15 protein-coding genes and 1 pseudogene are annotated in these 15,899 nt (G+C 38.8%); 5 read left to right on the top strand and 11 right to left on the bottom strand.

Going from position 1 to position 15,899, the window contains the following annotated elements; all coding sequences use genetic code 11:
- Positions 1-153 precede the first annotated feature (153 nt).
- Positions 154-483: a helicase BlpT gene (locus M594_RS06740; RefSeq protein WP_084863164.1), complete on the top strand. Its 330-nt coding sequence runs from the start codon at positions 154-156 to the stop codon at positions 481-483.
- Between the two features lie 331 nt (positions 484-814).
- Positions 815-2,374 (top strand): ATP-binding cassette domain-containing protein, encoded by a 1,560-nt coding sequence (locus M594_RS06745; RefSeq protein ID WP_173876313.1) that lies wholly within the window; start codon positions 815-817, stop codon positions 2,372-2,374.
- 151 nt (positions 2,375-2,525) lie between these two features.
- On the opposite strand, the gene htpX is transcribed toward M594_RS06745, so the two are convergent.
- Both htpX and M594_RS06755 read right to left on the bottom strand, forming a co-directional pair.
- On the bottom strand, positions 2,526-3,425 hold the full coding sequence (gene htpX, locus M594_RS06750; RefSeq protein WP_004260114.1) for a zinc metalloprotease HtpX: 900 nt from the start codon (positions 3,423-3,425) through the stop codon (positions 2,526-2,528).
- Between the two features lies 1 nt (position 3,426).
- Entirely contained in the window at positions 3,427-3,987 is a 561-nt protein-coding gene (locus tag M594_RS06755; RefSeq protein ID WP_000219846.1) for a LemA family protein, read from the bottom strand.
- 93 nt (positions 3,988-4,080) lie between these two features.
- On the opposite strand from M594_RS06755, the gene rsmG reads away from it, so the two are divergent.
- Entirely contained in the window at positions 4,081-4,794 is a 714-nt protein-coding gene (gene rsmG / locus M594_RS06760) for a 16S rRNA (guanine(527)-N(7))-methyltransferase RsmG (RefSeq protein ID WP_173876314.1), read from the top strand.
- A 204-nt stretch (positions 4,795-4,998) separates the two neighbouring features.
- Positions 4,999-6,282: a uracil-xanthine permease family protein gene (locus tag M594_RS06765; protein WP_173876315.1), complete on the top strand. Its 1,284-nt coding sequence runs from the start codon at positions 4,999-5,001 to the stop codon at positions 6,280-6,282.
- Between the two features lie 294 nt (positions 6,283-6,576).
- Here the strand turns inward: M594_RS06765 and M594_RS06770 are convergent, their stop codons facing one another.
- From M594_RS06770 to M594_RS10140, 7 genes and pseudogenes are all read right to left on the bottom strand, one after another.
- Positions 6,577-7,335, bottom strand: a complete 759-nt coding sequence (locus M594_RS06770; protein ID WP_173876316.1) for a CPBP family intramembrane glutamic endopeptidase — start codon at positions 7,333-7,335, stop codon at positions 6,577-6,579.
- A 140-nt stretch (positions 7,336-7,475) separates the two neighbouring features.
- A complete protein-coding gene (locus tag M594_RS06775) occupies positions 7,476-8,381 on the bottom strand; it encodes a DMT family transporter (protein WP_173876317.1) in 906 nt (301 codons plus the stop codon).
- Positions 8,382-8,389: 8 nt separating this feature from the next.
- Positions 8,390-9,325, bottom strand: a complete 936-nt coding sequence (locus M594_RS06780) for a serine hydrolase domain-containing protein (protein ID WP_173876318.1) — start codon at positions 9,323-9,325, stop codon at positions 8,390-8,392.
- Complete coding sequence (locus M594_RS06785) at positions 9,322-10,047, bottom strand: CppA N-terminal domain-containing protein (protein WP_173876319.1); 726 nt, start codon at positions 10,045-10,047, stop codon at positions 9,322-9,324. Before M594_RS06785 ends, M594_RS06780 begins: the two co-directional genes overlap by 4 nt.
- A 123-nt stretch (positions 10,048-10,170) precedes the next feature.
- Positions 10,171-11,040, bottom strand: a complete 870-nt coding sequence (gene gla / locus M594_RS06790) for an aquaglyceroporin Gla (protein WP_125452235.1) — start codon at positions 11,038-11,040, stop codon at positions 10,171-10,173.
- A gap of 267 nt (positions 11,041-11,307) precedes the next feature.
- Complete coding sequence (locus M594_RS06795) at positions 11,308-12,432, bottom strand: N-acetylmuramoyl-L-alanine amidase family protein (RefSeq protein ID WP_173876320.1); 1,125 nt, start codon at positions 12,430-12,432, stop codon at positions 11,308-11,310.
- Between the two features lie 59 nt (positions 12,433-12,491).
- A pseudogene (locus M594_RS10140) lies at positions 12,492-12,601 on the bottom strand (PhrA family quorum-sensing system peptide); the annotation flags it as partial.
- A 196-nt stretch (positions 12,602-12,797) separates the two neighbouring features.
- Here M594_RS10140 and M594_RS06800 point away from each other — a divergent pair.
- Positions 12,798-13,661, top strand: coding sequence for a helix-turn-helix domain-containing protein (locus M594_RS06800; protein ID WP_173876321.1), 864 nt, complete (start codon positions 12,798-12,800; stop codon positions 13,659-13,661).
- Positions 13,662-13,963: 302 nt separating this feature from the next.
- Here M594_RS06800 and M594_RS06805 read toward each other — a convergent pair whose 3' ends face one another.
- Entirely contained in the window at positions 13,964-15,130 is a 1,167-nt protein-coding gene (locus M594_RS06805; RefSeq protein ID WP_173876322.1) for an ATP-grasp domain-containing protein, read from the bottom strand.
- 12 nt (positions 15,131-15,142) lie between these two features.
- On the bottom strand, positions 15,143-15,883 hold the full coding sequence (locus M594_RS06810; RefSeq protein WP_173876323.1) for an esterase family protein: 741 nt from the start codon (positions 15,881-15,883) through the stop codon (positions 15,143-15,145).
- Positions 15,884-15,899 lie beyond the last annotated feature (16 nt).

The following is a 15,899-nucleotide window of genomic DNA, read 5'->3' on the forward strand; positions in this document are numbered from 1 at the left end:
GATTTACTCTCTTGATTATACCACGAAAAGGCTACAAATCAGCCCACCAAACTTTATAATTAAAATTCATTTTTTAACATATTTACTATGACATTTTTGTTTTTTAGTGCTATACTATAGGCAATAATACATCAGAGCAAGGAGGATGCTCACATGGAAAACAAAGAACTCATTGCTAATGCAACCCAACTCCTATCCGAGTTAAATAAAAGTTTCCAAAGCTGCAAACAGGGTACGGCAGATGATATTCGACTGCAAGAGCTGCTAAATACTACTCTGCAAGAGCTCAAAAAAGCGGAAAAGTTGAACAACAGTATCTTAATCGATCTTGAGAAATTTTACCAACGTACCAGTCTTCTGATAGGCCTCGGTAGCCTAAAACTCAACGATCAAGCACGCACTGCTTGGCGAAACTATGACAAGTTCCATTACGAGCATGTCAAACACGTACTAACTCTTTATGGACCTGTTTTCGGATTTTAGAGATTAGAATTGTCGGTTTTCTGTTGACAAAATATCCTGAAAGGTATAGTATAGAGATACTAATACTCGGAGGTAAGGGAGACATGAACAACTAAGTCTATCAAATAAAGAACCTTTATTTAGTAGATCTTGTTTTTGTCTCTTTTTGTGTGCTCTTTTTGTACTAGATTTTCTAGTACTTTATCATCTATGAAAATCAAAAAACTAGAAAGCTATGCTCCTCTTGGGTTGGGTTAGGCAACTCCAAGCTAGTTTGACGAGTTTTTCAACGAGGATAATAGAGTTTTGACAGTGACTTTGGGCTCTACTAGATAAAGTAGAGCTTTTTGTTATGCACTATCGACATTCTAGAAAGGGCAACAATATGATAAAAATCAATCATCTAACCATCACTCAAAACAAAGATCTACGAGATCTTGTATCTGACCTAACCATGACTATCCAAGACGGGGAAAAAGTTGCTATTATTGGTGAAGAAGGAAATGGCAAATCAACCTTGCTTAAAACTTTAATGGGGGAAGCTTTGCCTGATTTCACTATCAGGGGAGACATTCAGTATGATTATCAGTCACTGGCCTATATTCCTCAAAAACTTCCCGAGGAGCTGAAAAAGAAAACTCTACACGACTACTTCTTTTTAGATTCTCTTGATTTAGACTACAGTATCCTCTATCGTTTGGCTGAGGAATTGCATTTTGATGGCGATCGCTTCGCTAGCAACCAAGAGATTGGCAGTCTATCAGGGGGCGAAGCTTTGAAAATTCAGCTCATCCATGAGTTAGCCAAACCCTTTGAGATTCTATTTTTAGATGAACCTTCAAATGACCTAGACCTTGAGACGGTTGATTGGCTAAAAAGACAGATACAAAAGATGAGGCAAACCGTTATTTTCATTTCCCATGATGAAGACTTTCTTTCTGAAACGGCTGATACTATTGTCCACTTGCGACTGTTCAAGCACCGTAAAGAAGCGGAAACACTAGTAGAGCATTTAGACTATGATTGCTATAGTGAGCAGAGAAAGGCTAATTTTGCCAAACAAAGCAAGCAAGCTGCTAACGACCAAAGAGCCTACGATAAAACCATGGAAAAACATCGACGAGTCAAGCAAAATGTAGAAACTGCGCTTCGAGCTACTAAAGACAGTACTGCCGGTCGCCTATTGGCTAAAAAGATGAAAACTGTCCTCTCACAAGAAAAACGCTACGAAAAAGCAGCTCAGTCCATGACACAAAAGCCACTTGAAGAAGAACAAATCCAACTTTTCTTCTCGGACATCCAACCATTACCGACTTCTAAAGTCTTAATCCAGCTGGAAAAGGAAAGTTTGTCCATTAGAGAGCGTGTTTTAGCGCAAGAACTACAACTAACTGTCCGTGGCCAAGAAAAAATCGGTATCATTGGGCCAAATGGTATTGGAAAATCGACTCTGCTAGCCAAATTACAGCAACTTCTGAATGATAAAAGAGAGATTTCCCTTGGTTTTATGCCACAAGATTACCACAAAAAACTGCAATTGGATTTATCACCAATAGCCTACCTCAGCAAAACTGGAGAAAAAGAGGAACTACAGAAAATCCAATCTCACTTAGCCAGTCTCAATTTCAGTTATCCAGAAATGCAGCATCAAATTCGCTCCTTATCTGGCGGACAACAGGGAAAACTCCTGCTTTTGGATTTAGTCTTGCGCAAACCAAACTTTCTCCTGCTGGATGAACCAACACGAAACTTTTCACCCACTTCTCAACCCGAAATTAGAAAACTCTTTGCCACTTATCCAGGCGGTCTCATCACTGTTTCGCATGACAGGCGTTTCTTAAAAGATGTCTGTTCAATCATCTATCGCTTAACAGAACACGGTCTGGAGGTAGTTAATTTAGACGATTTATAAATTTGCAACATAGCAGATAGATGGTGCAAAAACACAATTTTAGGAGAAAAAGAAGTAAATCTTCCCATAATAAAACGCATAATATCAAGTTTTTTGCACACCTGATATTATGCGTTTTTCAGATTTTAAAGACTTTTTCCCAGCCTTCATTTTACATATGTTTTAAACGTTCAATCCGTTCTGAGATAGGTGGGTGGGTATAAAAGAGTTTTTGGAACCCTCCACCTTTCTTAGGATCATTGATATAAAGTGCACTGCTGGCATCATCGACAGGACGACTCATCGGTTTACTATTATCCAACTTACGTAGAGCATTAATCATCCCTTGAGGATTGCGGGTCAACTCGACACTGGAAGCATCAGCTAGAAATTCCCTCTGACGAGAAATAGCTAGTTGCACCAATGTTGCAGCGAGAGGTGCCAGCACAATTGCAAGTAGGGAAACCACTAGCATAATGATTTCTAAGCCATTTCCATCTCGGTCATCATCACTTCGTCTGCGACCTGCTCCACCCCACCACATCATACGACCTGCCATACTAGAAAGCATGGTGATAGCACTAGCAAGGGCGACAGCAATAGTTGAAATGCGGATATCGTAGTTACGAATATGACTGACTTCATGTCCCATAACAGCTTCTAGTTCTTCACGATTCATGATAGCTAGGAGACCTGACGTCGCAGCAACCGCCGCATTTTGGGGGTTAGAACCTGTCGCAAAGGCATTTAAGGCTGGATCATCAATGATGAAAACACGTGGCATAGGAATCTGAGCCACCATAGCCATATCTTCTACTACATGGTAGAGGTCTGGTGCCGTTTGTTCATCCACCTCACGCGCTCCATTCATGGACATGACAATCTCTGTCGATTGAAAAATCATGGACAAGGCATAGATAAAGCCGATAATCAGTGCGATAACCAAACCACCAATCCCAGACCGCATAAAGAGGTAACCAACCGCATAGCCAACAAGAGCTAAGAGTAGGAAAAATACCAGCAACAAAATCCAGGTTTTTCGTTTATTGCTTGCAATTTGATCAAACAACATCTTAGTCACCTAAACCGCTAAAATCAACTTTAGGAACTGCCTTTTCCTCTTCTGGTGTTTGAAGGAAATCTGCTGCTTTAAATCCAAACATCCCAGCGATAATATTGCTTGGGAAAGTTTCTAATTTTACATTGTAGTTGCTGACAACACTGTTGTAAAGTTGACGAGAGTAAGAAATTTTATTTTCTGTGTTTGTCAACTCCTCTTGCAATTTAACAAAGTTTGCACTAGCTTTCAAATCTGGATAGCTTTCTGCAACTGCAAAAATACCTGAAACCTGACGAGTGAGGGCATCACTAGCTTTCATAGCTTCTGCTGGTGAAGTCGCTGCTGCCACTTGATTACGCAGTTCTGCCACCTTTTCAAGGGTAGAACCTTCATATTTGGCATAACCTTTTACAGTTTCAATCAAGTTTGGCAAGAGGTCATTTCGACGTTTCAACTGAACATCAATCTGACTCCAAGCCTCCTTTGTTTGCATACGATTCTTAACCAAACCGTTATAGCTAACAATCACAAAAATAACAACAAGAGCCAAAACTCCAAGAATAATCCAAGTCATGATATAAGTCCTTTCTGCTTTTAGATTAGTACCAGTATATCAAATTTTTAATGATTGTGGTAAAATAAGATGATACTAAAGAAGGAAAAAACTATGAAACCAGAAACATTTTACAACTTGCTTGCCGAGCAAAATCTTTCACTTTCGGACCAGCAAAAAAAACAATTTGAACGTTATTTTGAACTCTTGGTCGAGTGGAATGAGAAAATTAATTTGACGGCTATTACAGATAAGGAAGAAGTTTATCTCAAACATTTTTATGATTCAATTGCACCCATTCTGCAAGACTTGATTCCCAATGAAACTATCAAACTGCTTGATATCGGGGCCGGGGCAGGATTTCCTAGTCTACCAATGAAAATCCTCTATCCTCAGTTAGATGTGACCATCATTGATTCTCTCAACAAGCGCATCAACTTCCTCCAACTTTTGGCTCAAGAACTGGATTTGGACGGTGTTCATTTCTACCATGGACGTGCCGAAGACTTGGCACAAGACAAAAACTTCCGTGCTCAATATGATTTTGTAACAGCTCGTGCGGTTGCCCGTATGCAAGTCCTATCTGAATTAACTATTCCCTACCTTAAAGTTGGCGGAAAACTATTGGCACTCAAGGCCAGCAATGCGCCTGAGGAGTTATTAGAAGCTAAGAATGCCCTCAACCTCCTTTTTAGTAAAGTAGAAGACAATCTCAGCTACGACCTACCAAATGGAGATCCGCGTTACATCACAGTGGTGGAAAAGAAAAAAGAAACGCCAAATAAATATCCAAGAAAGGCTGGCATGCCCAACAAACGCCCGCTTTAAATTTTTTAGTAAAAAAATATTTACAAAGTTCGTAATTTCTGCTATACTATCACAAGCAAAGGTTTTTAATGTCATCCCGTGAGGTGACGAAGACGCAGAAATATTTAAAACTCTTTAAAGTCTAGATTTTAGAGAAGTCTTACTCTGAGGGCCTATTGCTGTAAAATAATGGGCTCTTTTTTGATGCCCAAAAGTGAGGTTTATATGAAACAAGAATCAACTGTTGATTTGTTACTAGACGTTGACCAACGTCCTTCGGCTGGAAAAGGTATCTTACTCAGCTTCCAACACGTTTTCGCCATGTTTGGTGCGACAATCCTGGTTCCACTTATTTTGGGAATGCCTGTATCTGTTGCCCTTTTTGCTTCAGGTGTTGGTACACTGATTTACATGATTTCAACTGGCTTTAAAGTTCCAGTTTATCTAGGTTCTTCATTTGCATTTATCACAGCAATGTCACTTGCTATGAAAGAAATGGGTGGTGATGTATCTGCTGCTCAAACAGGGGTTATCTTGACTGGTTTAGTCTATGTCCTTGTGGCTGCAAGTGTTCGTTTTGCAGGTACAAAATGGATTGATGAACTCTTGCCACCAATCATTATCGGTCCTATGATCATTGTTATCGGTCTTGGGCTTGCAGGTTCAGCTGTTACCAATGCTGGTCTTGTAGCTGATGGAAATTGGAAAAATGCTCTTGTAGCAGTTGTTACTTTCTTGATTGCTGCCTTTATCAATACAAAAGGAAAAGGCTTCCTACGAATCATTCCATTCCTCTTTGCCATTATCGGTGGTTACCTCTTCGCACTAACTCTTGGTTTGGTTGACTTTACACCAGTTCTTAAAGCTAACTGGTTTGAAATCCCTGGTTTCTACTTGCCATTTAGCACAGGTGGTGCCTTTAAAGAATACAATCTTTACTTTGGTCCAGAAACCATCGCTATCTTGCCAATCGCTATCGTAACAATTTCTGAACATATCGGAGACCATACTGTTTTGGGTCAAATCTGTGGACGTCAGTTCTTGAAAGAACCAGGTCTTCACCGTACTCTTCTTGGTGACGGTATCGCAACTTCAGTTTCTGCCTTCCTTGGTGGACCAGCCAATACAACTTACGGAGAAAATACAGGGGTTATCGGTATGACTCGTATCGCTTCTGTCTCAGTTATCCGTAACGCTGCCTTCATCGCGATTGCCCTTAGCTTCCTTGGTAAATTCACTGCCTTGATTTCAACCATTCCAAATGCTGTACTTGGTGGTATGTCAATCCTTCTCTATGGAGTTATCGCCAGCAACGGTTTGAAAGTCTTGATCAAAGAACGTGTGGATTTCAGTCAAATGCGTAACCTAATCATCGCAAGTGCTATGTTGGTCCTTGGACTTGGAGGAGCTATCCTTAAACTCGGTCCAGTTACACTTTCAGGTACTGCCCTATCAGCCATGACAGGAATCATCTTGAACTTGATCTTGCCATACGAAAATAAAGACTAATAGTCTTCGAAAATCTCTTCAAACCACGTCAACGTCGCCTAGCCGTACTCAAGTACAGCCTGCGGCTAGTTTCCTAGTTTGCTCTTTGATTTTCATTGAGTATAAGAGTCTAAATACACTTAATGAGGCTGGGACAAAAAGATTTTGATTTTCGGAATTCTTTATTATAAATTTTAAAATCGATTGATTAGACAAAAAAGCGAACAAGACAGAATTCTGAGTGTCAGATAACTCGTTTTGTTCGCTTTTTATATCTAAGGTTAGACTTTTGTCCCAGACTCATTTTTCTGATTCTTAAGTCCCCCAATCAACCAATAGATAGATCAAGCTAGAACCAAACATATCTGCTAAAGCATGCATGATAAAGAATGGAAAGAGATTTTTAATTTTATATTTGTATAAGAAATAATAGAATAAGCCATAAACTACACCGATTACCAAAGCCCATACTAATCCTTGATAGGTGTGGAAAGAAACGCGAATAATAGTAGAATAAAGCAAAACCAACCACTTGTGTTTTTCCCTCACTGAAGTCAACAAACCTAGAAAGAAAAACTCTTCATAAAATCCATTAAGCAAGGCATAGGCAATCGCTATCGGGCTGAGAGCTAAGAACTTCCTTATTATTTGCGTGAAATCTATATAGGCAAAAAGGTCTGGATTAAAGTAATTATATTTACCAGTGAGAGTTGTAACCAAGTCTCCAAACAGTCCTACTAAAGCAAATATAAATGGAACCCAAAAGAAAATGGACCAAGTCCAGCGAATAGGAAGTTGTTTAAAATCATAATTTCGAATCAAAAGATAGAGTAAGGTCACAGTCAGTAATATAGTTTGCAGGGTAAAATTACTAGAATAAGCCGCACCCTCGCTTGCCGCCTGTCTAACTGTCCCTACTGTACTTGATGTACCCGTTGGAAACGTATTTGCTAAAAATAGCTCGGTTGAACGAATTATAAACTGACCAAACATTATGATCGTAATAATCACAATGTCAAACCATCTCAAGTATTTTAGAGGCTTAGATGGATGTATTTTTTTAAAAATATTCATATTTTCTCCAGGTATTCTATACTCATATAAATATTTTAAGAAAGGAAACTTAAATTTTTATAAAATTTCATTAAATCATTTAGATTTTACACTTATACAAGTAAAAATAACCACTCTTTAAGAGTGGTTATCATCTACTATCATTTTTGTGTATTCTCTAACAATAAATCTTTCAAAGAAATCAGGGTTACGGCAACTAATATCATTGCCATACCAAGAAAATCAATAGGATAAAATTGTTCATTCATGATTAGGAAGGCAAAGAAAACCGCTGAAATTGGTTCAATAGAAGCTAATAAACTTGACTTGACCGGTCCAATCAGACTGGCTCCTTTTAGGAAAGCTGTATAGGCAAAGACAGTCCCAATAAGGATAATGCCTGCAAAAGCAAGAAGAAAATCAAGACTAGTTGGGATAGTAGTCTGTAGAACCCCTGTAAAAGGAAGGGCGATCAAACCTGCTATGACCATTCCCACACCAATGACCAAGCTACTCCCCCACTTCTTAATCAAGGCTATTGGCAAAATGATATACAGAGCATAAGTCCAGGCAGAAAAGAGACCCCAGAATAGGCCAGAAGGTGTAATGGATAACTGGTCCAACTGCCCATGAGTGGCGATCAGGAAGGTTCCTCCAATAGCTAATATGATAGAAACAATTTCTCCCAGTGTCGGCGCCACCTTATCCTTGATACAGCTATAAATCAAAATCCCGACAGGACAAACATACTGAAGCACTGTCGCGGTACCTGCATTGGTCTCCTGAATAGCAGTTAGATAGGCAAATTGATTGAGGAAAAGGCCAATCAGAGCAAAAATGAGAAGAGACAGCAAACTTTTTCTATCCTTTAAAAAGGCCAGCATTCTATCCTTTGCAGTAGCATAAGCTAAGACAATGAGAATCCCACCGGCGATTAAAAGTCGTAAGTTAGTTAAAACCAGAGACGAAATTCCATGTGCCATCAGGTATTGGCCACTCGTTCCTGACAAGCCCCAAGCAATCCCAGCCACAACTGTTAATAGAGTCCCTTTTAAACTGTTTGACATGTCTCTCCTTACTCTTCTTTACGAATCAAGTCCATTACTTGATTGCGGTCTACAATCCATTGAGCCCTCTCATCCTTTTCATAGGTACGATTCGATAGGAAAATAGCCGCTTCTTGCTTCTGGCGATTCCACATGATAAAGGTACCTGTATAGCCCGTATGGTCTAGCCAATCTCCTTCCAAATTCCATGCCAAAGAACGTTCCTTGTCATCCAAAGGTGAAAAATTTTGACTCAAGTCTCTTGCAAAATCATCTGCTAAATAGTGTTGCAAAAAGATTTGTAAATCCTTTACAGTCGAAAATAAACCAGCACTACCTGCATGTCTGCCTAGGAGACGAGCCTTGGGATCATGTACCAAACCTGCCTCTACACCTCTGACTGTTGGAACAGCAAGCCCAACAGATCCAAATTGGGTTTCCGTCATTCCCCAAGGATTCCAAACTTGCTCCTGTAAAATCACATCCAAGTCTTGATTAAAGATTCTTTCCAAGATAAAACCTAACAGCAAAAAATGGACATCCGAATAAAGAAAGGCTGGCTGATTTCGTCTATTGAGACGAAACATCGCTTTCTTTAATTCTGAGGCTGTTAAAATATCACGATTGGGAATAAACGGATCAAGATTTGTAGCATGGGTTAAGAGCTGTCTAATAGTGATGTCTGGATAATCACTCTCAGGTAAAAAATCGGTTACAGGACTGTCAATATCTAATTTGCCTTTTTCCCACAAAAAAGCAAAAACTGTGCCAACCCCAACAACCTTGCTGACACTAGCTAGGTCATAAACTAGTCCTGCCTCAGTCTGCAAACCATGCTCTGGGTCACTCTGGCCTAAATAGACCTCCGTCCATTGATGGTCCTTAAAATACGCAAAAGAGGCTCCGGGATAAATCCCTGCCTCGATTTGTTCTTCTATTTTTTTAATAATCTTGGTCCACTTCATACTTCTTCAAACCACAATTCAACATTATTTCTATCTTTACCAAGGAAGAATTTTTCAGACTTAGGAATAAAATATTCGGTAGACTCAAATTTCTTGCGAAGACTTGCTATATCTAGTTCATTGACCAAGAACTTGAGCATAGATAAGTCCCAAGTAGCCGTATTGTCTACAGTCAAATCTTGACCCTGAGCTGGGATAAAATCAAGTGACACCCCAATTTCAGATACTTCCAAGAAACTTTCGACATCAGTTGGGAGATGTAATTCCATAGAAATCTCAAATTTACTTAAAGAAATTGATTCCAAATCTGTTTGAAATTCAAGATTTTTTTCTACTTCTACTAGACTTTCTCTATCATCTTCCGCATGAATCAAAACCAAATCATCTTCTGGAGAGTAAATTTCAAAAGCGTAGCCATTCTGCCCCTTATATAATTTATGAATCGAATCTGTTTTAGATAAGAGTCCTTCAATTTCTAAGGGATTTTCCACCTTGACAATCAATCTAGCTAATTTTTTTCTTCCCTCTACCTTACGAGTTCGCATACTTGGAGCTTCTTCTAAAACCAGCTTTTCTAGACCTGTTTGATCACCTAGTGACAGAAAGGCCGATTCTTCTAATAAGGCCTTCATACCAAGGGTTTCAATATAAAATGTTTCATTTAATTTTCTATTATTAACTTTTAAAGTAGGAATAATCCGTACAATCTGATTTACATTCATAAACTCCTCCAACTCTTTTATTTTAAAGGATTTTAGAATTTTTTACAAGAAATTATGCTCATATTTACCTTTTTTTCGTAAAATTTCATCTAAAAAACCGAGGATTTCCTCGGTTTCAATTTCTTATAGGTAAAGGAATTTGAAGATAGCTACTGCCGCAATTGCTGCTGCGATCGGTGCTACTACTGGTACCCAAGAATACCACCATTTTGAATCACCTTTGTGCTCACCAAGAACTGATTTTGGAAGGAAAGCATGAAGGAGACGTGGCCCCAAGTCACGGGCTGGGTTTAAGGCAGGTCCTGTAGGTCCACCAAGTGATGTTACCAAGGCCATAACAAGGAATCCAAGTGCCAAGTGAGCAATTCCAAGACCAGAAGCTGTATGAGGTGCTGTTTGAGCTTTAATTGCTAAATCAGAGAAGTCAACTGTTTGGCCTGCTTGACTAGCCATTTGTTTCATGTATTGAAGAACCTCAGCACCAAAGAAGTTTTTAGTCAATCCAAGAGCTGCAAAGAAAAGAACAAATGAACCAATAAACTCATTTACAAAACCGTTAACAGTTGCTGCAAAGCGTGATTCTTTTGTACCTTGATCCAAACTTGAGATTGTTGAGAAAGTACCCAAGATGTTGTTTGGATTTTCAGTTTTCAAGTAGTATGGGCGGTGTGTTGCCACAACCAAGGCTTGACCAAAGATAGCACCCAAAACTTGTGCAAGGATATAAGGCGCTACCTGTGCCCAAGGGAAGAGACCGCTGATTGCAAGTCCAAGAGTGAAGGCTGGGTTGATGTGGTTACCTGATACATTACCAAACATCAAAGCTGGAATCATAACCCCCATACCGTAACCAACAGCAATAACGAGCCAGCCACTTTGGTGACCTTTCGTACCTTTAAGTTCAACGTTAGCAACTGCACCATTACCAAGAATGATCAAAATAGCAGTTCCCAAGAATTCAGTGGCATATTTAATAGCCCATGTAAAATCCATTTGATAGATTCTCCTTAAAATTTTTTAGACAATCCTTATTCTATCAATTTTTATATCTTTTAGCAACAGGTTTTCTAAAAGAATATATGAGAAAGCGGTTTTATTATGTGACTATTAGCTTTTCTTCAACCTACTACAGTAGATAAACATACTGAATGGCTACTGTCTTGACTCATTTAATTCTTAAAAATTGATAGAGTTGACAAATGGTAGAAAAAATCCCTTTTTACTAAGTTAAGTATCAACTACAGTTACGATTAGCATTCGTTACTTAACCCACTCACCATTATAGTTTACGTAGTAACCATCTACTGTGGTATTAACAGCTAGAGCACCTGAACCATACCCATAGTACCATTTGCCATTGACCTGGAACCAACCTGTCTTCATATCTCCATTATTTGCATTTAGGTAGTACCAAGTTGAACCATCTTTCACCCAACCAGTTGCCATAGCTCCTGATGAACGGAGATAGTACCACTTGTTACCAAGATATTGCCAACCTGTCTTCATATCTCCATTATTTGCATTTAGGTAGTACCAAGTTGAACCATCTTTCACCCAACCAGTTGCCATAGCTCCTGATGAACGGAGATAGTACCACTTGTTACCAAGATATTGCCAGCCTGTTTTCATATCGCCATTTTCAGCATCTAAATAGTACCAAGTTGAGCCTTCCTGATACCAGCCAGTTGTCATAGCTCCTGATGAACGGAGGTAGTACCACTTATTGCCAATTTGCTTCCAACCAGTTTGCATGATACCAGTTTCTGAATCTAGATAGTACCAAGTGGAAGCATCTTGAATCCAACCAGAACGTTTCTCACCACCAATATAGTTTTCTCCATTAATTTCCGTTTTAGCTAGATAATACCAATTAGACTGGTCATAAAGCCAACCTGTCTCTAAAGAATGATTTTGATTAAAGTAATAGTTCGTGTAAAAACTCTTCTCTTCTTTATCTTCCGGATTTGTACGTTTTTCCCCATGCTTTCTTCCAACGCTGTCTTTAGTTTTAACCTCTAATGCTTCCCAACCAACAAACTCTTGTAGCACTCCATTTTTATCGAAATAGTACCACTCTGACTTTGGAAAACCTTCTAATCTGATACCATTTGGGTAAGGACCAATTGTATATCCTTTAACTGGCATTGGAATGTATTGCCAACCAACAACCATTTCACCATTATAATCAAAATAATAGGTTTTGCCATCAATCACTCGCCAGTAGGTTTCTTTGATGTCACCCTTCTTGTAATAGGTTCTACCATTTTCTTGGACAAATTTCCAACCTTCTGAATCAGCATCATCCGCCAATACTGCACTTGTCGCTAGCAAACCAAAGAAAAATACTGTTAGTCCAACTTGCATAGTTTTTTTCAAAAGTTTCATTTATATATACCTCCAATATTAAATTAACACACCAGATGAGGAGAAGTTATAGACCTTACCACTTGTCTATTCTTCTGAACAAACTGTTGATAGGGAATTGTATTACCAAATGCAAGAACACTTAGTAATACAAATATAACTATTTTTTAATTCCACGATTTCTCCTCATCTTATATTGTGAAACCCTTTTCTTTTTCATTATCCTTATTTTAACAGATATATTTTATTTAGCCAAGCATTTTTATGTAATTTTTGACTTTTTTTCCAGTTTATTACCATAAGGAATTATTTATTCCTTTAACTTGCTATTTTGAACTAAAAATTTTATAATGAAATTAAGCAAATAGGAAGGTTTATTATCTTTAATGAATACACTCGCTGAGAAATTCAGAGTAAAGAGAAAAGAGTTAGGTCTCTCCCAACAAACTCTTGCAGAAGGAATTTGTGAACAAAGCCAGATTAGTAAAATTGAGAGAGGGCATTTCATTCCCTCCGCAGACCTTTTGTTCAAACTCTCTCAACGACTTGAAGTACCATTAGATTATTTTTTTAATGAACAAATTGAAATTAAATCTAACCTCTCTAATTTCAAGCAATTATCTGCTCGCCTATTAGATGATAGAAATTATGACAATTTGGAATATATTTATGGAATAGAGATTGAACGAAGTACTTTTCTAACACTAGAAGACCGAACTTACCTTGAATGGATTAAAGCTATTATTGACTTCTATCAATATGACAGTAAGTGTGAGGCTATTTCTTCATTGGAAAATATATTATTAAAAGTCTCTTCAAATACTCTGATTTATTTAAAGGCGTTGAATACTCTATCTAATTTCTATTCCTTAGTGGGTCGTGAACAAGAATATGAGGCAAACTACTCTCATTTGATGGAGTTATATCAGACAAAAAATTTTGAGCATCAAGAGTTTTTATTTGGTTACATCAGAGTTCGTTACAACTACGCTCACTACCTAGTATCAAAGGAAAAATATAACGAAGCCATCCAAGAAGCTCTTGAGACGATTGAACTCTGTAAACAAAGACAGACAAGCTACCAACTGGCTCCTCTACTTATTCTTGTAGGAAATGCTGGAGCCAAATTTCTAGACAAAGAACAAGTCAAAAATTATTATATAGAAGCAAAAGAGTTATGTAAGATTTATAACAATCCTTTAATGTTGATGAAGATAGAAAATTATTTGAAAGAATTAGATACTGTTTAGTTAATCTTGACATTATAGTTTTTCTGAAACGTTAAATAACCTGTAAGGCTGATAGTGAAATTAATACTATCAGCCTTATAATTATGCGACTAATAGTCACATAATAAAAAAACTAAACAAATTGATTAGGAAACTCAAACCAAGTTCCAACAATGCTTTAGGAACTACAGTCTACTACTTCAGATTCAGTTCACTATAATTTCCAAACGAATCTTATGATAGCTACCTTATTAGGATGCTCTTATTTTTTATCAGACAAAACAAAAGGATTAAGGAGGTGCATTTCCTTAATCCGAGAGTTCTTATTCTTGACGTTGTCCGAAATCAGCAATCATCTGCTCCATTTCTTGTCGACTCGGAGTTGTCAGCATATAAAGGTAATCTCCTTGAAGTTCCGCAAAGGCCGCTGGCATGATTTTTTTAACCTTGAACTGCTGGCTATATTTGGCAAGCAAATCCTCCTCAGAATAGACATAGTGAGCATTTGCACGACGGGATGTAGCTAAACAATATTGAGCTTCAAAGTCTGACTCTGGGAACTCTTCTCCTGCTACAATAGCAGCATAGCCACGATAGAGGTCCAAGGAATGAGCAAAGTTATAAACATCAATGGTAAAACCACCTGCAGGGCGGTTATTGTACTCAATGGCGATGTAATCATCCCCTTCACGGAAGAACTCGATATGGAAGAAACGTTCTTTCATACCAAATTCTTTGACAATTGCCTCACCATATTTACGTAATTTGGGATCCATATCCTTAAGAACATAGTAGGAATTGTCCATCTTGTAAATCATGAGATCAAGCGGTGTATAGGCGTAGTCAAAGGTTGTTGAAAAGACAATTTTTCCGTCCTTATCCACAAGACCATCAAAGGTACAAATTTCGCTAGAAGTGACAAATTTTTCAAAGAAATAAACGGTTGAATGGTCCCACTCTGCCTTGAAGTGATTGATATCGTCTTCTGTTTCAAGCTTAAAGGTCGCGGCTGCTCCCACTCCATTGTCAGGTTTGGCAATCATTGGAAGGCCAATTTCATTCACAGCTTGATCAACATCTGCTTCCGTCTTGATAACAGCTCCAGGTACCACGGGGACACCTGCTTTTTTGAAAAGCTTCTTCATTTCAGACTTAAATTTCGTCTTTTTGAGATCCTCTGTTTTGGCACCAAAGACATTGAATTGTTCTCTGAGTGTTGCATCCAGCTCAAGCCAGTATTCATTGTGGGATTCAATACGGTCAATCGGGCCATGTTTATAAAAGAGAAAAGCAACTGCACGTTTGACTTCATCTACATTTTCAAGATTGTCAACACGGAAGTACTCGGTCAGGCTATTGCGCAAAGGTTCATCCAATTGCTCATAAGGCTCTTGACCAATTCCCAAGACGGTGATGCCTTTATTAGCTAGTTCAATCGTAAACTGTTGAAAGTTTTGTGGATAGTAGGGAGAAATAACAAGGTAATTCATAGGTAACTCCTTTTATAGATACAGGTGTCCAAGAAAATAGGGCATTTGTTTACGCCACCATTCCCAGTCATGAGCGACATCATGTCCCCATTCAGCAAACCAGGCTGGAATTTGTTTCTGGTCAAAGGCTTCTTTGAGCTTGTAGAAAGACGGTAGTCCGTCATGTTCCCAGGCACCAAGCCCCGTACAAAGCACAATCTCTGCCTGACGGTAACGGTCAATAAACCAGCCGTCGTTCTGATTCCAGATATAATCTACTGGCGAGTTTTGGTAAATAGCATCGTCATTGTAGTAATCTCCGACAAAGAAACGTGCGTCGTAGACACCACTAAGAGCAATTACTTTGGTAAAGACATCTGGATGCTGGAGGAAGAAATTGACAGCATGGTATGCGCCCATGGAGCACCCTGTCGTCATCATGCCATCAAACCAACCTGTCTTGTGCTTGATAAAAGGAATGGCCTCCCCAATCACATAGCGTTCGTAGGCACGGTGCATCTCTGCTTGGTCGTGACCATTTTTCCAAGTGGCCAACCAGCTCTCACTATCCACACTAGATAGGGTAAAGAACTGAACACGGCCTTCCTCGATAAAGGAAGCACAGGCATCAATCATGCCAAAATCATAGTATTCGTTGTGACTACCACCTGATGAAGCAAAGACCACAACTGGAATCCCAGCATGCCCATAACGGTTGAGGTACATTTCACGGTTGAGGTGACCACTCCAGTGGCTAAGGTTTTCAATATACATTGGCTTTCTCCTTTCT

Source organism: Streptococcus mitis (assembly GCF_013305725.1).
Lineage (GTDB): Bacteria > Bacillota > Bacilli > Lactobacillales > Streptococcaceae > Streptococcus > Streptococcus mitis_BO.